This is a genomic window from Xanthomonas sp. LMG 12462 (assembly GCF_009192885.1).
GTDB classification, from domain to species: Bacteria; Pseudomonadota; Gammaproteobacteria; order Xanthomonadales; family Xanthomonadaceae; genus Xanthomonas_A; species Xanthomonas_A sontii.
Genome location: NZ_NMPP01000017.1, coordinates 50,125 through 69,320, shown reverse-complemented (window position 1 = coordinate 69,320; position 19,196 = coordinate 50,125). Strand labels below are relative to the sequence as shown.

Below are 19,196 nucleotides of genomic sequence, written 5' to 3'. Positions count from 1 at the left end.
CGCATGTCGCGCTTCTTCGTCAACCACCCGGTGGTGGCCTGGGTCATGGCCATCGTCATCGTCCTGATCGGCATGCTGGCCATCCATGGGCTGCCGGTCGAACGCTATCCGCACATGGCGCCGCCCACCATCACCGTGCGCGCCACCTACACCGGCGCCTCGGCGCAGACGGTGGAAAACACCGTCACCCAGCTGATCGAGCAGTCGCAGCAGAGCCTGGACCACCTGCTGTACATGACCTCCACCAGCGCCTCCGACGGCACCGCGCAGGTCAACCTGGTGTTCGAGACCGGCACCAACGCCGACACCGCGCAGGTGCAGGTGCAGAACCAGTTGCAGTCGGTGATGTCGGTGTTGCCGCAGGCGGTGCAGCAGAACGGCCTGGTCATCACCAAGTCCAGCGGCTCGCTGTTCGAGGTGGTGGCGTTCACCTCCGACGACGGCAGCATGGACAACTTCGATGTCGCCAACTACATGGAATCGAACATCGACGACCAGATCAGCCGCGTCAGCGGCGTCGGCAACATCCAGCCGATGGGCTCGGAATACGCCATGCGCATCTGGCTGGACCCGGAGAAGCTGCGCAAGTACGCGCTGATGCCCTCGGATGTGGAGAACGCGCTGCAGTCGCAGAACACCGACGTGTCCGCCGGCGAGATCGGCGGCCAGCCGGCGCTGCGCGGGCAGCGCCTGGACGCCACCGTGACCACCCGCAGCCGCCTGCAGACCCCGGCGCAGTTCGGCGCGATCGTGCTCAAGAGCGATGCCAGCGGCGCCGCCGTGCATCTGTCGGACGTGGCCAGGATCGGCCTGGGCCCGGAGACCTACGACAGCATCACCCGCTTCAACGGCAAGCCCTCGGCCTCGCTGGGCATCGAGCTCAACTCCGACGCCAACGCGGTGGAGACCTCCAAGGCCATCGACCAGCGCCTGCAGGAACTCAAGCAGTACTGGCCGCACGGCTTCAACTATCACATCGCCTTCAGCACCACGCCGTTCGTCACCACCTCGATCAAGGAAGTGGTCATCACCCTGATCGAGGCGGTGCTACTGGTCGTGGCGGTGATGTACCTGTTCCTGCAGAACTGGCGCGCCACGCTGATCCCGACCATCGCCGTGCCGGTGGTGCTGATGGGCACCTTCGGCGTGCTCGCCGCGTTCGGCTACTCGATCAACACCCTGACCATGTTCGCGATGGTGCTGGCGATCGGCCTGCTGGTCGACGACGCCATCGTGGTGGTGGAGAACGTGGAGCGGGTGATGGGCCAGGAAGGCCTGCCGCCGAAGGAAGCCACGCTGCGCTCGATGCAGCAGATCGGCGGCGCCCTGGTCGGCATCGTGCTGGTGCTGACCGCGGTGTTCGTGCCGATGGCGTTCTTCAACGGCGTCACCGGCGTGATCTATCGGCAGTTCTCGATCACCATCGCCGCCTCGATGATCCTGTCGGTGCTGGTGGCGATGACCCTGACCCCGGCGCTGTGCGTGACCATCCTCAAGCCGCTGCACCAGGGCGAGGCGCCGATCGGCTCGCACGGGCGCCTGGGCTGGTTCTTCATCTGGTTCAACACCCGCTTCCGGCACCTGTCCGAGCGCTACCGCACGCTGGTCGAACGGGTGCTGGGCAAGCGCGCGCTGGGCCTGCTCGCCTATGCGCTGCTGATCGCGGTCACCGGCCTGCTGCTGTGGCGCCTGCCCGGTGCGTTCCTGCCCGACGAGGACGAGGGCATGCTCAACGTGCTGGTCAAGCTGCCGGCCGGCTCCACCCTGGAGCAGACCCTGGCGGTGACCGACCGGCTGACCAAGGCCGCGCTGAAGGATCCGGGCGTGCGCTCGGTGCTGTCCTCGGCCGGCTTCAGCGTCACCGGTGCCGGCCAGAACGTCGGCATGGCCTTCGTGCGGCTGAAGGACTGGGACGACCGCGACGACGATGCCGCGACCATCGCCGACCATCTGAACAAGGCGCTGGCCGACGTGCCCGACGCGGAACTGTTCGTAACCTCGCCGCCGGCGATCACCGGCCTGGGCGACGCCTCCGGCTTCACCTTCGAACTGATGGACTACGAAGGCGCCGGCCATGCCGCCCTGGTCGCCGCGCGCGACAAGCTGCTGCGGCTGGCCCAGCACGATCCCAAGCTGATGAACGTGCGCTACGCCAGCCTGGAAGACGCGCCGGTGTACGCGGTCAAGATCGACGACGCCAAGGCGCAGGCGCTGGGCGTGGACCCGGGCGACATCAACGCCACGCTCAACAGCGCGCTCGGCGGCGATTTCGTCAACAACTTCATCTACAAGGGCCGCATCAAGAAGGTCTACGTGCAGGGCGACGCCGACGCACGCATGGCGCCGCAGGACCTGGACCGCTGGACGGTGCGCAACGGCGGCGGCGATATGGTGCCGATGTCGGCGTTCACCCGCTCGCACTGGACCAGCGCACCGGCCGCGCTGGAGCGCTACAACGGCGTGTCGGCGATGGAACTGACCGGCCAGGCGGTGCCCGGGGTCAGCTCCGGCGCGGCGATGGACGCGATGGCCGAACTCAGCAAGCAGTTGCCGCACGGCTTCGGCTACGCGTGGTCGGACATGGCCTACCAGGAAAAGCTGTCGGCCAACCAGGCGCCGGCGCTGTATGCGATCTCGCTGCTGTTCGTGTTCCTGTGCCTGGTGGCGCTGTACGAGAGCTGGTCGATCCCGTTCGCGGTGATGCTGGCGGTGCCGGTGGGCGTGTTCGGCGCGGTGCTGCTGATGACCCTGCGCGGCCTGGAGAACGATGTGTACTTCCAGGTCGGCCTGCTGACCACGGTGGGCCTGGCGGCGAAGAACGGCATCCTCATCGTCGAGTTCGCGCGCGACCTCGAGCACCGCGGCGAAAGTCTGCTCGCCGCCACCCTGCATGCGGTGCAGATGCGTCTGCGGCCGATCCTGATGACCTCGCTGGCGTTCCTGCTCGGCGTGCTGCCGCTGGTGTTCAGCAAGGGCGCCGGCTCGGCCGCGCGCCACTCGCTGGGCACCGGCGTCACCGGCGGCACCCTGGCCTCGATCACCCTGGGCCTGTTCTTCGTGCCGCTGTTCTACGTGATCGTGCGCCGGATGTTCCCGGGACCGGCGGTCGCCCACCCGGAGACGCAGGCATGAGCGCGTTGACCCGCATGAGCGTGGCGGTGGCCACGCTGTTGGCCCTGTCCGGCTGCACCCTGGCGCCCACCTACGTACGCCCGGCGGCACCCGTGCCGGCCGACCTGGCCGCGGTCGACGTGGCGCCCGCCGCCGGCGCCGCCACCGACACGCTGGCGATGCCGGACTGGCAGCAGGTGTTCCTGGATCCGCGGCTGCGCCAGACCATCGCGCTGGCCTTGCAGAACAACCGCGACCTGCGCGTGGCGGTGCTGTCCATCGACAAGGCACGCGCGCAGTACCGCCTCCAGCGCGCCGCGCAACTGCCGTCGTTCGACGCCAACGCCAGCATGAGCCGCAGCCGCAGCAGCGCCGCCAGCAACGACGACGGCGTCTCCCAGGTCAGCACCAGCGACACCCTGCAGGTCGGGCTCAGCAGCTGGCAGCTGGATCTGTTCGGGCAACTGCGCAGTCTCAAGCAGGAAGCCCTGCAGAACTGGCTGTCCAGTACGGAAAACCAGCGCAACGTGCGCCTGACCCTGGTTGCCCAGGTCGCCGCGGCGTGGCTGACCGTGGGCGCGGACCAGGCGCAACTGGAGCTGGCGCAGCAGACCCTGGACAGCCAGGCGCAGACCCTGCAACTGACCGAGCGCCGCCACAGCATCGGCAGCGCGTCCGGGCTGGACCTGGCGCAGCAGCAGACCAGCGTGGAGTCGGCGCGCGTGGCCGTCGCCAGCGCCGCCACCCAGCTGGCGCAGGCGCGCGATGCGCTGCAGCTGCTGGTCGGCGCGCCGGTGGACGCAGCGCTGCTGCCGACCGCGCAGGCCATGCAGGACAGCGTGGCGCTGGCGCCGCTGCCGGCGCACCTGTCCTCGGCGGTGCTGCTGCAGCGCCCGGACGTGCTCGCCGCCGAGCACAGCCTGCAGGCGGCCAACGCCGACATCGGCGCCGCACGCGCGGCGTTCTTCCCGTCGCTGAGCCTGACCGCCTCGACCGGGCGCAGCAGCGATGCGCTGTCCACGCTGTTCTCCGCCGGCAGCCGCACCTGGTCGTTCGTGCCCAGCATCACCGCGCCGATCTTCCACGCCGGCGCGCTGAAGGCCTCGCTGGACGCCTCCAAGCTCGGCAAGGACATCGCCGTGGCTCAGTACGAGAAGGCGATCCAGTCGGCCTTCGCCGAAGTGGCCGACGCCCTGGCCACGCGCGACCATCTGCAGGCGCAGCTGACCGCGCAGCAGGCCCTGGTCGACGCCAGCCAGCGCAGCTACACCCTGGCCGACGCGCGCTACCGCGCCGGCCTGGACGGCCACTTGCCGGTGCTGGATGCGCAGCGTTCGCTGTTCGCCGCGCAGCAGGCGCTGATCGCACTGCGCCTGCAGGACGCCAGCAACCGCGTCACCCTGTACCAGGTGCTCGGCGGCGGCGCCGACGCCCAGGCCCCGGCTCAGGCCGCTACCGCGCCCTGAACCGCGATCGAGGCCTGCCTGAGGCGAGCCCAGGCAGGCCCGAGCGGCCAGAAGCCCCGCCACGTGCGACGCGCTCCTGTGGGAGGGACTTCAGTCCCGACGCGATGGCAGTCGAACGCCTATCCAACCATCCACCCAGGCAACGCCTCGCGCGCGTCCTCGCCGCAAACAACACGACAGCCCTGTGCCACCGGCTCGATAGCTGAACGCGGCGGTACACCTCGGCGGCCGTCGTAGACAAATGTCGGGCGCCGCCGCGCCGCCCAATCGTTCGTCGCACAGGCCGCAAGCCGCTCCGTACGTATCTTCGGCGCGTTGGCGACACGGTCGGCGCCGTACCGGCACGCCGGGCACCACGCCAGCCTTGGGCCATAATCGCGGCGACTCACTATAGGTACGCCGCACCCGATGAAGATCCCCCCGAGCCTGCAGCCGCTGATCGACGATGGTGTCATCGACGGCGTGCTGCGCCCGCTCAAGAGCGGCAAGGAGGCCGCGGTCTACGTGGTCCAGGCCGGCGACGACGTGCTCTGCGCCAAGGTCTACAAGGACATGGCGCAGCGCAGCTTCCAGGCGCGCGTGCAGTACCAGGAAGGGCGCAAGGTGCGCGGCAGCCGCCAGGCGCGGGCGATCGGCAAGGCCAGCAAGTTCGGCCGCCGCGAGCAGGAAGCCGCGTGGAAGGACACCGAGGCCAACACCCTGTACCAGCTGGTGGACGCTGGCGTGCACGTGCCGCAGCCGCGCGGCTACTTCCACGGCGTGCTGCTGATGGACCTGGTCACCGACGCCGACGGGCAGAGCGCGCCACGCCTGGGCGAGGTGGAACTGGAACCGGAGCAGGCGCGCGCCTTCCACACGCAGCTGGTCGGCGACGTGGTGAAGATGCTGTGCCTGGGCCTGGTGCACGGCGACCTGTCCGAATACAACGTGCTGGTCGCCGCCGATGGTCCGGTGGTGATCGACTTCCCGCAGGTGGTCAGCGCCGCCGGCAACAACGCCGCCCGCAGCATGCTGCTGCGCGACGTGCACAACCTGCGCGACTGCCTGGGCCGCTTCGCGCCCGAGCTCAACGCCACCCACTACGGCGAGGAGATGTGGGCGCTGTACGAGAAGGGCACGCTGCGCCCGGACAGCGCGCTCACCGGCCGCTTCACCTTCGACACCCGTCGCGCCGACGTGCGCGCGGTGCGCGCCTCGATCGAGGACGCGCGCCAGGAAGCCATCATCCGCCAGCAGGGCCGCGAAGCCGCCGCGCAGGACGACTGAGCCGCGTTCCGCCACGCAGCGCGCAAGTCCATGCTGCGCCGCAATGTGGCGGCACCGCGTGCGCGCCCGGTCGCCAGCGCGTGCTCCAAGCTGCGCAATGCCTCGCCGCGCCTGCATTGCACGCGCATCCGCGCCGTGACGATCGGCCGCCTGCCGCTGACCCGTCGGCTACCGCGCATCGGCGTTCCGGTTCGCTTATTTGCGGAAATGGTTATGGAGCATAACAATTGGCTCGACGCCGCTTGCGCAGCCGCCCCGGGAGGGCCACCCATGTATTTCGATCCAGACGTCGTCCGTTTCTTCGCCCAGGCCCAGCAGTCCGGGCAGCCGCCGATGGAGGAACTGCCCTTGCCCGAGGCGCGGGCGATGATGCGCGGCGTCGCCGCGCAATTCGGTTTCCCGCGCGTGGAGATGGCCGAGGTCCGCGACCTGCAGGCGCCGGGTCCGGCCGCGCCGATTCCGCTGCGCCTGTACCGCCCGCATGGCCTCGACACGGGGCCGGCGCCGACCTGCCTCTACGCGCACGGCGGCGGTGGCGTGGTCGGCGACCTCGATTCGCACGACGACGTGTGCCGGCAACTGGCCGCGCGCGCCGGCTGCCAGGTGCTGGCGGTGGACTACCGGCTGGCGCCAGAGCATCCGGCGCCGGCCGGCATCGAGGACGTGATCGCGGTGGTGCACTGGGTGGCCGCGCACCCGAGCGAAGTCGGCGCCGATCCGCAGCGCCTGGCCATCGCCGGCGACAGCATGGGCGGCGCGCTGGCGGCGAGCGCCGCGCTGGCCGCGCGCGATGCCGGCATCGCCCTGCGCTGTCAGATCCTGATCTATCCGCTGACCGACGTGCGCCCGGACAATCCCTTCCCCTCGCGCGTGCACAACGCCGGCATTCCGCCGCTGACCGAAGCGGCGATGCGCTACTTCGACCGCCAGCTGCTGCCGGACCCGTCGCTGGCATCGGACTGGCGCATCTCCCCGGTGGTGGCGCCGGACGTGGCCGGCGTCGCCCCGGCGCTGGTGGTGCTGGCCGAGCGCGACGCGCTGCACGACGAAGGCCTGCACTATGCGCAGCGCCTGCGCGAGGCGGGTGTGGAAACCCTGGTGCGCGTCCACCCCGGCATGATCCACGGCTTCATCAACATGGGCAGGGTGATGCGCGTGGCCGGCGAAACCCTGGACCTGGCCGCGCTGCTGCTGCGCCAGCGGCTGCTGCCGGTGGCCGCGCAGGAGTGAGCCCAACCGCAGTGCGTACCCCCTCCCGGCAATCGCCACCGGCGCTGGCACGCGCTGCTTCGTCTGGAACCATGTGCCAGTCGCGCGGATGCGTCGGCTTCCGTAGTCAAAGCCCCTCTCCCCCCGGGAGAGGGGTTGGGGTGAGGGTCCGGGAGCGCAGCGCCGCCTCCGGACCTTAGTGCACCATCCGTACCCTCATCCGCCCCTTCGGGGCACCTTCTCCCGAGGGGAGAAGGGAAAAACAAAGGAGCGGCTTCAGCCGCGACGGGGCATTGCCGACACGCCCAGGTCGCGGCTGAAGCCGCTCCTGCGTGGGGGTGCTGCGCGCGATGCGCGTTCGCGATCGATCACGCCACCCGGCTGCGGCGCGCGCGTTCCAGGTGCACCAGCAGCAGCGAGATCGCCGCCGGGGTCATGCCGGGGATGCGCTGCGCCTGGCCCACGGTCTGCGGGCGCACGCGCTCGAGCTTCTGCTGTACTTCGGCCGACAGCCCGCGCACCTGCGCGTAGTCGAACGCGGCCGGGATCGGGGTGTCCTCGTGGCGCTGCTGGCGCGCGATCTCGTCGCGCTGGCGGTCCAGGTAGCCGGCGTACTTGATGCCGATCTCCACCTGTTCGGCCACCTGCGCGTCGGCCACGCCGGGACCCAGCGACGGCACCCGCATCAGCGCGGCGTAGTCCAGCTCCGGGCGCTTGATCAGGTCCAGCACGGTGGTCTCGCGGCTCACCGCCACGCCCAGCGTCGCCGCGACCTCGCGGCCCAGCGCGTTGCCCGGCGTGGCCCACAGCGCACGCAGGCGCTCGTTTTCGCGCGCCACCGCCTCCTGCTTGGCCTGGAACCGCGCCCAGCGCGTTTCGTCGACGATGCCCAGGTCGTGGCCGATGCCGGTCAGGCGCGCGTCGGCGTTGTCCTCGCGCAGCTGCAGCCGGTACTCGGCGCGGCTGGTGAACATGCGGTACGGCTCGCTGGTGCCGTGGGTGATCAGGTCGTCGATCAGCACGCCGATGTAGGCCTGGTCGCGGCGCGGCGACCATGGTTCCAGCCCGCGCACCTGGCGCGCGGCGTTGAGGCCGGCGATCAGGCCCTGCGCGGCGGCTTCCTCGTAGCCGGTGGTGCCGTTGATCTGGCCGGCGAAGAACAGCCCGGGCATGGCCTTGGTCTCCAGCGAGGCCTTGAGCCCGCGCGGGTCGAAGAAGTCGTACTCGATGGCGTAGCCGGGGCGGGTGATGTGGGCGCGCTCGAAGCCGCGGATCGAGCGCACCAGCTCCAGCTGCACGTCGAACGGCAGCGAGGTGGAGATGCCGTTGGGGTAGATCTCGACCACGTCCAGGCCCTCCGGCTCGACGAAGATCTGGTGGCTGACCTTCTCGGCGAAGCGCACCACCTTGTCCTCGATCGAGGGGCAGTAGCGCGGGCCGATGCCCTCGATCTGGCCGGTGTACAGCGGCGAGCGGTCCAGCGCGCCGCGGATGATGGCGTGGGTGCGCTCGGTGGTGTGGGTGATCCAGCACGAGACCTGGCGCGGATGCTGCGCCACCTCGCCCAGGAACGACATCACCGGCAGCGGATCGTCGCCGGGCTGTTCCTCCATCGCCGCATAGTCCAGGCTGCGCCCGTCGATGCGCGGCGGGGTGCCGGTCTTGAGCCGGTCCACGCCGAAGCGGCCGTCGCGCAGCGCCTGCGCCAGCGCGGTGGCCGGCGGATCGCCGGCGCGGCCGCCGGCGTACTGGGTCTGGCCGATGTGGATCTTGCCGGCCAGGAAGGTGCCGGCGGTCAGCACCACCGCCGCGGCCTCGAAGCGCAGCCCGGTCTGGGTCAGCACGCCGCGCACGCGCTCGCCGTCCATGACCAGGTCGTCCACCGCGGCCTGGAACACGGTCAGGTTCGGCTGCGCCTCGACCAGGCGCCGGATCGCGCTGCGGTACAGGCTGCGGTCGGCCTGGCAGCGGGTCGCACGCACCGCCGGGCCCTTGGAGGCATTGAGGGTCCGCCACTGGATGCCGGCCAGATCCGCGGCGTGGGCCATCGCCCCGCCCAGCGCGTCGATCTCCTTGACCAGGTGGCCCTTGCCGATGCCACCGATCGCCGGGTTGCAGCTCATCGCCCCCACCGTCTCCACGTTGTGGGTCAGCAGCAGGGTGCGCGCGCCGGCACGCGCGGACGCCAGCGCCGCCTCGGTGCCGGCATGGCCGCCGCCGATCACGATCACGTCATGGCGGTAGAAGGAATCGCTCATCGGGGTCTCGTCGGCCGGCGCGGGGCCGGCGGCAGGGGGCGACACGGGACGTCGCCCAGGGTGTGAACAGGAATTTTAGCGGTTGCATCACAAATTGCGGATCCGGGCCTCAAGTTGGCACGCAATCTGCAGATATTCCCACTGCACCCAACGTGGCAATGCGTCAGGGGCGTATGACTGGAATTGGAACAGGGGCCAGTCACGCGCACGTTGGGGGAGCTGGGGGCCGGTAGTCGGGGGACTACCGGCCCTTTTTTATGCCCGTTTTTCGCCGGTCGCCGGCGCCACCCCAGCAATGGCAAGGCCCCAACGCGAAAAGCCCCGGCGGACCGGGGCTTTTCGTTGTGAGGCGCCGACGCCCGACAGGGCCGGAACAGGGGGGATCCAGATTTCCCTGTCGGACATCGACATAGACGGTGGGGTCGACCCCTTCGGGTCATAAAGCGACGCAGGCGGTCACCCCGTAGGACGTAGAGTGCGTGCTGGGAGAGGCGAACGCAAGCCCTTTCTTAGGGTTCGAGTGTGCGACGTGTCCCATTGCTGCGACCCATATTGCCGGGGCGCGGCGCCGGCGGGCGCTGCATGCCCTCGGGACGCTGCATCGCCGGCCGGGCCGGCTGCATCGACTGCGGCCGCGGCGCCGAATTGAGCGCGTCCGGACGGCGCAGGCGGTCCATGTCGCGCCACGGCGTCGGTACCCGACCACCCACGCTGGGCGGCGGTGACGGCGGCCGCGAGCCGCCGTCGTCCGGCCGCGGACGCGGTGGCGGGCGGTGGCGCGGGCCATCGTAGCCACGGTAGTAGTAATACGGCACGCCGTACCCGTAGTAGCCGTAATAGGACGGGCCGTAGCCGTAGTAGGGCACCGCGCCGTAGGGCGAGTAGTACTCGGAGTAGCCGGCCGGGTAGCGGTATTCGACCGACGGGGCGCCACGGTAGTAGCCACCCTCGCCGCCTCCGGCGTAGTCGTAGGTGGCGCAGCCGCCCAGTGCGGCCAGCAGTCCAGCGGCGCAGATCAGGCGCAGTTTCATGGCGTTTGCCCTCCAGCAGACTGGCTGACAGGTTCGGTCCGTGGCATTGAATCCCCCCTTAACTTCATCGGCTGCACTTGAACGCTTAAGTTGCGCGCAACGACGGCGAACCGGCGCGGGTCGCGGGCGCTGCACGTTGGCGACGATACGCTACCCTTTCGCGCATGGTCTCACGTTTTCTGCCCGAGTTCGGCGACGTCCTGGCGGCCGCCGCACGCATTGCCGCGCACGCGCGGCCGACCCCGGTGCTGCGTTCGCGGGCGCTGGATGCCGCCACCGGCGCGCAGCTGTACTTCAAGGCCGAACACCTGCAGCGCGGCGGCGCGTTCAAGTTCCGCGGTGCCTGCAACGCGGTGTGGGCGCTGGACCCGGCGCAGGCGGCCTGCGGGGTGGTCACCCATTCCTCCGGCAACCATGGCGCGGCGCTGGCCCTGGCCGCGCGCACCCGCGGCATCGGCTGCCATGTGGTGGTGCCGGAAGGCGCGGTCGCCGCCAAGCTCGCCAACATCGCCCGCCACGGCGCCACGCTGTGGCGTTGCGCGCCGAGCATCGCCGCGCGCGAGGCGCTGTGCGCGCAGGTGCAGCGCGATACCGGTGCGACTCTGGTGCATCCCTATGCCGATCCTGCGGTGATCGCCGGGCAGGGCACCGCGGCGCTGGAACTGTTGGACGCCAGCGGCGGGCTGGACCTGCTGGTGGTGCCGGTCGGTGGCGGCGGCCTGGCCGCGGGCAGCCGCCTGGCGCTGTCGGCGCGGGCGCCGCAGGCGCAGTTGCTGCTGGCCGAGCCGGCCGGCGCCGCCGACACCGCGCGCTCGCTGGCCGCCGGCGAGCGCCGGGTGGATATGGTCCCGGACACGCTCTGCGACGGCCTGCGCGGCACCCTCGGCGAACCCAACTTCGCCCTGCTGCACGGCCAGGCCGAGGTGCTGGTGGTGGAGGACGCGGCGACCGAGGCGGCGATGCGGCTGCTGTGGCAGGTGCTCAAGCAGGTGGTGGAGCCGTCCTCGGCGATCGCCCTGGCGGCGGTGCTGGCGCAGCCGGCGCGTTTCGCCGGGCGCCGGGTGGGGGTGATCCTGTCCGGCGGCAACGTCGACCTGGACGCCTTGCCGTGGGGCGCGGCATGAGCGCGCGGGGCGGCTTCCGCTGGCTGCGCTGGCTGCTGCGCCTGGCGGCGCTGCTGGGGCTGTGGCTGCTGGGCGTGGCGATCTACATCGTCTGGGTCGGCGACCGCGACCAGGCGGCGCCGGCCGACGCGATCATCGTGCTCGGCGCCGCGGCCTACGACGCCAAGCCGTCGCCGGTGTTCGAAGAGCGCATCCGTCATGGCCTGGACCTGTACCAGCGCGGCTACGCGCCGACCCTGATCTTCACCGGCGGCTTCGGCAACGGCGCGCGCTTCGCCGAGTCGCAGGTGGCCCGGCGCTACGCGCTGCGCCACGACGTGCCGGCCGACGCGATCCTGATCGAGACGGTGTCGCGCACCACCCGGCAGAACCTGATCGAGGCGCGGCGGCTGATGCGCGAACACGGCCTGCACCGGGTGATCGTGGTCAGCGATCCGCTGCACATGGCACGGGCGCTGCGGCTGTGCCAGGAACTGCAGATCGACGCGCTGGCGTCGTCGACCCCGAGCAGCCGTTTCCGCAGCTTCCAGACCCGCTGGCGCTTCCTGCTGCAGGAGCTGTACTTCTTCCATCGCGACCTGCTGGAGCGGGGCGTTGAGCACGGCGGCGAGACCGTATGATGGGCCTTTCCACGGCCCGAGGGAGGCAGCCATGAGCAACCACGGAGTTCCTGCGCAGGACCAGACCATCGCCCTGGTGCAGGCCTATTACGCGGCGTTCAACCGCGGCGACTGGGACGGCATGCTGGGCATGCTCACCGACGATGTCGCCCACGATCTCAACCAGGGCGCGCGCGAGACCGGCAAGGAGGTCTTCGCCGCCTTCCTGCAGCGCATGAATGCCAGCTACCGCGAGCAGTTGCACGACATCGTGGTGCTGGCCGCGCAGGACGGCGGCCGTGCCGCCGCCGAGTACGTGGTGCATGGCGAATACCACCACACCGACACCGGCCTGCCGGAGGCGCGCGGCCAGCGCTACGTGCTGCCGGGCGGGGCGTTCTTCGACATCCGCGACGGCAGGATCGCCCGGGTGAGCAACTACTACAACCTGGAAGACTGGATCGCGCAGGTCTCCGCCTGAGCCACGCGCCGGCCTGAGGCCGGCGCGTTCGCGCTGTCGCAAAACTGTCCGCCGGCCGTCATCTGCGGCCGCAGGCGCGGTGACTAAGGTCGCCGCGTCGAACGAGAGGATTGCCGATGCGCGCGCTGCTTCGTTCCCCGGCCGTCGCGGTGGCGCTGCTGGCCTGCACGCTCGCGCTGGCCCTGCTGGGCGCCCGCGGCATCTGGGATGCCGACGAGGGCCGCTACTCCAATGTCGCGCTGAACATGCTGCACAGCGGCGACTGGCTCACGCCCCGCCGCAGCGAGGACGTGGCGCACTGGACCAAGCCGCCGTTGACTTACTGGGCGATCGCCGCGAGCGTCGCCGTGTTCGGGCCGTCGCCCTGGGCGGCGCGGTTGCCATCGGCGCTGTCCTACCTGCTGTGCGTGCTGCTGGTGTGGCGCCTGGCCGCGCGGCTGTTTCCCGAACGCCCTGAGCTGCCGGCGCAGGCGGCGCTGCTGTACGCGACCATGCTGGCACCGTTCGGCGCGGCGCAATGGATTTCCACCGACTTCCTGCTCGCCGCCTGCGAGACCCTGGCGGTGTGGGCCTTCGTCGAAGCGCGGGCGCATCCGCCCGGACAGGGCAAGCGCTGGATCGCGGCGATGTGGGCCGGCTTCGCCCTGGCGTTCATGACCAAGGGCCCGCCTGGCCTGCTGCCGCTGCCGGCGCTGCTGCTGTTCAACGCGGTGACGCCCGGGCCGCCGCGGCGCGCGCTGCAGCTCTCCGGCATCGCCCTGTTCGTGGTGCTGGCGCTGCCCTGGTACCTGGCGGTGATCCACGGCCATCCGGGATTGCTGCAGTACTTCGTCGGCGACGAGGTGGTCAAGCGCGTGGCCAGCGATGCGTTCGGGCGCAACGCGCAGTGGTACGGCTGGGCGGTGGCGTATGCGCCGATCCTGGTCCTGGGCACGCTGCCGTGGACGCCGGCGCTGGCGCGCTGGGCCTGGCAATTGCCGCGGCAGCTGCGGCAGTGGTGGCGCGATCCGGCGTTGCGCCTGCAGCAGGCCGCGCCGCTGCTGCTGACCCTGTGGCTGCTGCTGCCGCTGCTGGTGCTGTGCCTGTCGCGCTCACGGCTGCCGCTGTACGTGCTGCCGCTGTTCGTGCCGCTGGCGTTGCTGGCGGCGTGGCAGCGCGCGCAGGAGGGCCGGGCGCCGTGGCGCTGGCCGTGGCTGCTGGGCTGGTGCGGATTGCTGCTGGCGCTCGAACTGGCCGTGGCGCTGCTGCCCACGCACAAGGATGCCGGCGCCTGGGCGCAGGCGATCGCGCAGCGTGCCGATGCGCCGGTGCGCGAGGTGGTGTTCGTCGAGGACATGGCGCGCTACGGCCTGCGCCTGGAGCTGGGCGCGCAGGTACGCAAGATCCGCCTGGACCCAGTGCGCGATGCGCCGCGCTTCGGTCCCGAATACGACGCCGATCTGCTCACGGTGTTGCGGCAACCGCGCGCCGGGCGGGTGTGGGTGTGCAAGCAGGAGGCCTGGCCGCAGGTCGCCGCGCGCATCGCCGCGCAGGGCGCACAGGCGCAAGCGTTGGGGATGCCCTACCAGGGTCGGGTGCTGTTCCGGGTGCTGCCTGGCTCAGTCGCCGCGGCGGCGGATCGGGATCGCTGACAGCGGCACCGCGGCGATCTCGCTGCCGCCTTCGCGGATCGGCGCGCCCGGCGGCGGCGCCCAGGCGTGCGCGTAGATCACTTCCCAGGTGCTGGGCAGGGTGCCGTCGGCGCCGCGCAGCGGCTCGTAGGCGGCGCTGGCGGCGGCGAAGCGGCCGCGGCCGGTGAGGGTGTGGCGGCGCGCCTGCAGTGCGTTGGTGGCGCCGATCGCGCGCAGTTCGCGCATCAGCGCGGGCAGGTCCGGATAGGTCAGGTTGAACACGTCGCGGTCCAGCACCGGATCGCGGAAGCCCGACAGCATCAGCGCATCGCCGAACTGCGCGATCGGCGCGAAGCGGCTCACGTGCGGCGTCGTCCGGTCGGCCTGGGCGAAGGCCTCGCGCAGTTCGATCAGGGTGTCCGGGCCGAAGCTGGAACACAGCAGCAGGCCGCCGGGGCGCAGCACGCGGCGGAATCCGGCGAACACCGCGGGCAGGTCCTCGACCCACTGCAGGCACAGATTGCTGAAGATCACATCGACGCTGTGCTCGGCCAGCGGCAGCGCGCGCGCATCGGCGCAGACGCGGCCGAACGGCTTCCACCAGCCGGTCTGGCGCTTGGCCTGCTGCAGCATCGGCAGCGCCTGGTCGAGCGCGATCACCTGCGCCCGCGGCCAGCGCTTCTTCATCGCCGCGGCGGCATGCGCCGGGCCGCTGCCCACGTCCAGCACCACCTGCGGCACGCGGTCGCCGAGGTAGTCCAGCGATTCCAGCAAGCGCCCCTGCACCTCGCGCTGCAGCGCCGCGGCGGCATCGTAACTGGCGGCGGCACGCGCGAAGGCGCGGCGGATGTGCTGGGAGTCGAACGCGGAAGGATCCATCCGCGCATTATCGCCGCCCGGGTCGTGCTGCGGCCAGCAGCGGCGCGGATCACCGCGTTCCGTACTGCGCGCCGACCGGACGCCGGGTGCGGCGGCTGTGCGTCTCAATCCTGCATCGCGTTTCCGGCGCCTTGTCGTCGCGCACATCCAGCGATGACAAGCGGATCAGCGCGATCCGCATTCGTCGCGACCAGGTATGCGAACCGGCTGTGCATCCCCACTCCCGAATCCCCACTCCCGGCTCTTCAGAACGCCCCCGGATAGCTGCCGCCATCCAGCAGCAGGTTCTGCCCGCTCAGGTAGCCGGCCTGCGCGCTGCACAGGAAGGCGCAGGCCGCGCCGAACTCTTCCGCGGTGCCAAAGCGCCCGGCCGGAATCTGCCGGCGCTTGCGTTCGGCCAGGTCGGCGGGATCGACGCCCTCGCGCTGCGCGGCGTGGGCGATGTTGCCGCGCAGGCGGTCGGTGTCGAATTGCCCCGGCAGCAGGTTGTTGATGGTGACGTTGTGCGCCACCGTGCGCCGCGCCAGCCCAGCGACGAAGCCGGTGAGGCCGGCGCGCGCGCCGTTGGACAGCCCCAGGCTGTCGATCGGCGCCTTCACCGCGGCCGAGGTGATGTTGACGATGCGGCCGAAGCCGCGCGCCTGCATCGCATCGACGGTGGCGCGGATCAACGCGATCGGCGCCAGCATGTTGGCGTCGAGCGCGCGCAGCCAGTCCTCGCGTTCCCAGTCGCGGAAATCGCCCGGCGGCGGCCCGCCGGCGTTGTTGATCAGGATGTCGACCTGCGGGCAGGCGGCCAGCGCGGCGGCGCGTCCGGCCTCGGTGGCGATGTCCGCCGCCACCGCGACCACCTCGCCACCGCCGTCGAGCGCGCGCAGTTGCGCCACGGCCGCCTCCAGCCCGGCCTGGCCGCGCGCCACGATCGTCACATGCACGCCTTCGCGGGCCAGCGCCTGCGCGCAGCCCAGTCCCAGCCCCTTGCTCGCGGCGCAGACCAGTGCCCACTTGCCGGCGATTCCCAGGTCCATGCTTGCACTCCGGTTCGAAGGAGTCGCGATGATCGGACATCGGCGCTGTGGCGGCCAGCGTCACACCGCGACTGCAGGACAGTTGAGCGCCCAGGACATGTGCTGGAGCGACTTCGTTGCGCTGCGTTCGGCTGCCATGCGTGGCGACCGGAGTGGCTCCCACGGGGATGGGCCGGGCATCCTCGTGGGAGGGACTTCAGTCCCGACGACGGAGGGTGTCGGCCATCTTTGGGCTTCGTCACATCGCGACTGCAAGACAGTCGAGCACGCAAGACACGTGTTGGTGCGACGTCGCTGCGCTGCGTTCGATTGCCATGCGTCGCGACTGAAGTAGCTCCCACAGGATGAGCCGGGCATCCTTGTGGGAGGGACTTCAGTCCCGACGACGGAGGGTGTCGGTCGGCTTTCGTCTTCGCTTGTCGTGGCGGCACGACAGTTGAGTCCCACGGCGGAGCCGCTTGCGTCTTTCTGACGTCGGTGCGGGTCGCCTGATGCAGTGTGGGAGTCAACTGTCATGCAGCGCGCGACGCGCGAGACGGTGTGCGCTTTCCGATGGCGCAATGCGTCGGGACTGAAGTCCCTCCCACAGTGCACCCGGCGGGCTCGTCGCAAACGCCTGTAGGAGCGGCTTTAGCCGCGACCTGATGCAGCAGGCGTGTCGCGGCTGAAGCCGCTCCTACGACAGCACCGTGGAACGCGCTTCGCGACGCCGCTAGTCCAGCGTCGCCATAAATCCACGCAGCGCCTCGGCGACCGTATCGGCATGGCCGAGAAACGGGGCGTGGCCGCCGCCGGCGACGATCAGTGCGCGCGCGTTCGGCGCCAGCGCCGCGGCGGCCTCCATGCCTGCGGGTGGGACCAGGCGGTCGCGCTGGCCGCCGATCCACAGGCTGGGCACGCGCAGGCCGGGCAGGGCGCGGCGCAGGTCGGTGCGTTCCAGCAGGGTCAGGCCGTCCTGCAGCACGTGCGGGTCGGGCGCGCCGCGGGCGTCGAGCGCTTCGCGCAGGGTGCGCAGTTCGGCGCGCGCGTGCGCCGAGCCGAGCGTATCCAGCGCCAGGAAGCGCTCGAGGGTGCCGCGATAGTCCTCGGCCAGATCGCGGCCGAACTGTTCGAACACCTGCGGCTCCACCGCGTGCGGCCAGTCGCTGCCGCGTACGAAGCGCGGCGTCGCCGCGAGCATCGCCAGCCCGCGCACCTGCGGTTGCGTGGCGGCGGCGTGCAACGCGAACAGTCCGCCCAGCGACCAGCCCAGCCACACGGCCGGCGGCGTGGCCGCGGCGATTGCGCTGACCACGTGCGGCAATGCCAGCGGCGTGTCGTCGCCCCGGCTGTGGCCGTGCCCGGGCAGGTCCACCAGATGCAGGCGGTACTGCGCCGACAGGCGCTCGACCAAGGGCGCGAAGATGCCGCCGTTCAACGCCCAGCCGTGCAGCAGGACCAGATCGGGGCCCTGCCCCAGGGTGTCGATATGCATCGTTGTCGTCGTTGCGAAAGAACAGGAAAGGCAGCGTCGGCTGCCGCGTCAGTGCGCCGCGCGCTGCGCCAGCACCTGCGGCAGCAGCAGGCGCCACTGTTGGCGCGGATAGTCGCGGGTGCGCCAGGCGGACACGCGATGCGCACCACGGCGCTGCTGGATCGCCGCGCTCAGCCAGTCGCCGTCGATGACCTGCCAGGCGCCGGCCGTGGTCAGCAGGTTCGGCGCCAGCCGCGGATGCACGTCCTCGCGCAGCATCTGCCACAGCGTATCGGTGGCGAACGGCGAGGCGGCGAGTACCGCGGCGATCTGCGCATGCCGCGCGTCGACCGCATCGTCCAGGTACAGCTCGGCCAGCGCGTCCCACACCGCGCGTCGCGCGGCGAGGTCGGTCGCGCTCACGCCGGCACGCCGGGCGGATGCGCGGCCACGCGATCGCGTGCCAGCGCCAGCGCGTCCAGCAGCGCCTGCACCTGCGCCGGGGTGTGCAGCGCCGACAGGGTCACGCGCAGCCGCGACTTGCCTTCCGGCACGGTCGGCGGACGGATCGCCGAGACCAGGTAGCCTGCCTGTTCCAGCGCTGCCGACCACGCCAGCGCGGTGCGCTCCTCGCCGCACAGCAGCGGCTGGATCGGCGTGTCCGAGGCCATCAGTTCCAGGCCGTGACGGCGCGCGCCGCCGCGGAACAGGGCGATCAGTTCGACCAGCCGCTCGCGCCGCCACTGGTCGCGCCGCGCCAGCTTGACCGCCGCCAGCGAGGCCGCGGCCTGCGCCGGCGGTAGCGCGGTGGTGTACAGATACGGCCGCGCGGTTTCGGCCAGATGCCGGATCAGCGGGGTATCGCCGACCACTGCGGCGCCGTAGCCGCCCAGTGCCTTGCCCAGGGTCACCAGTTGCAGCGGAACGTCGTCGACACCCAGCCCGGCCTCGGCGACGCTGCCGCGCCCCTGCGGGCCGACCACGCCGACGCCGTGCGCGTCGTCCACGTACAGCAGCGCCTGTTGCGTGCGCGCCACCAGCGCCAGCGAGCGCAGCGGGGCGACGTCGCCGTCCATGCTGAACACGCCATCGGTGGCCAGCATCGCCGCACCGTCGGCGGCGTGCTTGAGCTGGCGCATCGCGCCTTCGGCATCCAGGTGCGGGTAGCGACGCAGGCGGCAGCCGGCCAGGCGGCTGGCGTCGAGCAGGCTGGCGTGGTTGAGCCGGTCCTGCACGCACACGTCCTCTTCCTCGCTCAGCAGCGCCTGCTGCACCGCCAGGTTGGCGATGAAGCCGCTGCCGAACAGCAGCGCCTGCGGATAGCCGAGCCAGTCGGCGATCTCGCGTTCCAGCGCCTCGTGCAGCGCGTGGTGGCCGCACACCAGGTGCGAGGCGGTGGCGCCGGCGCCCTCGCGCGCGGCGGCGTCCTGCAGGGCGGCGACCACTTCGAACTGCTGCGCCAGGCCCAGATAGTCGTTGCTGCAGAAGCCGGTCAGCCAGCGGCCGTCCACTTCCAGGCGCACGCCGTCGCGGCGGCCGACGCTGCGGCGCACGCGCAGGCGCCCCTGCGCTTCGCGCAAGGCGCGCGCGGACTGGATGCGGTCGTGCAGGTCGGGACGGGCCATGGGCGCGGGACGGGCATCTGGCGGGCTAGCGTAGCGCGTCCCCGGCCGGGCCGGGC

The 19,196-nt window shown here is 71.3% G+C and carries 15 protein-coding genes; 8 read left to right on the top strand and 7 right to left on the bottom strand.

Annotated elements, in window-relative coordinates; genetic code table 11:
* Positions 1 to 3 precede the first annotated feature (3 nt).
* From CEK69_RS06135 to CEK69_RS06120, 4 genes are all read left to right on the top strand, one after another.
* Positions 4 to 3,132: an efflux RND transporter permease subunit gene (locus tag CEK69_RS06135; RefSeq protein ID WP_017912444.1), complete on the top strand. Its 3,129-nt coding sequence runs from the start codon at positions 4 to 6 to the stop codon at positions 3,130 to 3,132.
* The gene (locus CEK69_RS06130; protein ID WP_152244445.1) at positions 3,129 to 4,577 is read left to right on the top strand and encodes an efflux transporter outer membrane subunit; all 1,449 of its coding nucleotides are present in this window, start codon (positions 3,129 to 3,131) and stop codon (positions 4,575 to 4,577) included. Before CEK69_RS06135 ends, CEK69_RS06130 begins: the two co-directional genes overlap by 4 nt.
* A gap of 408 nt (positions 4,578 to 4,985) precedes the next feature.
* Positions 4,986 to 5,843, top strand: a complete 858-nt coding sequence (locus tag CEK69_RS06125) for a PA4780 family RIO1-like protein kinase (protein WP_017909291.1) — start codon at positions 4,986 to 4,988, stop codon at positions 5,841 to 5,843.
* A 270-nt stretch (positions 5,844 to 6,113) separates the two neighbouring features.
* Positions 6,114 to 7,073, top strand: coding sequence for an alpha/beta hydrolase (locus tag CEK69_RS06120; protein WP_152244443.1), 960 nt, complete (start codon positions 6,114 to 6,116; stop codon positions 7,071 to 7,073).
* A 347-nt stretch (positions 7,074 to 7,420) separates the two neighbouring features.
* Here the strand turns inward: CEK69_RS06120 and mnmG are convergent, their stop codons facing one another.
* Together mnmG and CEK69_RS06110 are read right to left on the bottom strand one after the other, a co-directional pair.
* A complete protein-coding gene (mnmG, locus tag CEK69_RS06115) occupies positions 7,421 to 9,310 on the bottom strand; it encodes a tRNA uridine-5-carboxymethylaminomethyl(34) synthesis enzyme MnmG (protein WP_152244441.1) in 1,890 nt (629 codons plus the stop codon).
* Positions 9,311 to 9,819: 509 nt separating this feature from the next.
* Positions 9,820 to 10,341: a hypothetical protein gene (locus CEK69_RS06110; RefSeq protein WP_043094298.1), complete on the bottom strand. Its 522-nt coding sequence runs from the start codon at positions 10,339 to 10,341 to the stop codon at positions 9,820 to 9,822.
* Positions 10,342 to 10,505: 164 nt separating this feature from the next.
* Between CEK69_RS06110 and CEK69_RS06105 the strand changes: the two genes are divergently transcribed.
* From CEK69_RS06105 to CEK69_RS06090, 4 genes are all read left to right on the top strand, one after another.
* On the top strand, positions 10,506 to 11,465 hold the full coding sequence (locus tag CEK69_RS06105; RefSeq protein WP_152244439.1) for a pyridoxal-phosphate dependent enzyme: 960 nt from the start codon (positions 10,506 to 10,508) through the stop codon (positions 11,463 to 11,465).
* Positions 11,462 to 12,085, top strand: coding sequence for a YdcF family protein (locus CEK69_RS06100; protein WP_017914486.1), 624 nt, complete (start codon positions 11,462 to 11,464; stop codon positions 12,083 to 12,085). The genes CEK69_RS06105 and CEK69_RS06100 overlap by 4 nt, the downstream gene beginning before the upstream one ends.
* A 31-nt stretch (positions 12,086 to 12,116) precedes the next feature.
* Positions 12,117 to 12,545, top strand: a complete 429-nt coding sequence (locus tag CEK69_RS06095) for a ketosteroid isomerase-related protein (RefSeq protein WP_017908628.1) — start codon at positions 12,117 to 12,119, stop codon at positions 12,543 to 12,545.
* Between the two features lie 116 nt (positions 12,546 to 12,661).
* On the top strand, positions 12,662 to 14,176 hold the full coding sequence (locus CEK69_RS06090; RefSeq protein ID WP_152244437.1) for a glycosyltransferase family 39 protein: 1,515 nt from the start codon (positions 12,662 to 12,664) through the stop codon (positions 14,174 to 14,176).
* Here the strand turns inward: CEK69_RS06090 and bioC are convergent.
* From bioC to bioF, 5 genes are all read right to left on the bottom strand, one after another.
* Positions 14,144 to 15,034 carry a malonyl-ACP O-methyltransferase BioC gene (gene bioC, locus CEK69_RS06085; protein ID WP_152244435.1) on the bottom strand — a complete coding sequence of 297 codons (891 nt, stop codon included), beginning with the start codon at positions 15,032 to 15,034 and terminating at the stop codon, positions 14,144 to 14,146. The two genes, CEK69_RS06090 and bioC, sit on opposite strands and share 33 nt — an antisense overlap.
* 245 nt (positions 15,035 to 15,279) lie before the next feature.
* A complete protein-coding gene (locus CEK69_RS06080) occupies positions 15,280 to 16,062 on the bottom strand; it encodes an SDR family oxidoreductase (RefSeq protein WP_152244433.1) in 783 nt (260 codons plus the stop codon).
* 712 nt (positions 16,063 to 16,774) lie between these two features.
* Positions 16,775 to 17,536 carry a pimeloyl-ACP methyl ester esterase BioH gene (bioH, locus tag CEK69_RS06075; protein WP_017916789.1) on the bottom strand — a complete coding sequence of 254 codons (762 nt, stop codon included), beginning with the start codon at positions 17,534 to 17,536 and terminating at the stop codon, positions 16,775 to 16,777.
* 48 nt (positions 17,537 to 17,584) lie between these two features.
* On the bottom strand, positions 17,585 to 17,938 hold the full coding sequence (locus CEK69_RS06070) for a hypothetical protein (RefSeq protein WP_152181201.1): 354 nt from the start codon (positions 17,936 to 17,938) through the stop codon (positions 17,585 to 17,587).
* Entirely contained in the window at positions 17,935 to 19,140 is a 1,206-nt protein-coding gene (bioF, locus tag CEK69_RS06065) for an 8-amino-7-oxononanoate synthase (protein WP_152244431.1), read from the bottom strand. Before bioF ends, CEK69_RS06070 begins: the two co-directional genes overlap by 4 nt.
* Positions 19,141 to 19,196: the final 56 nt, after the last annotated feature.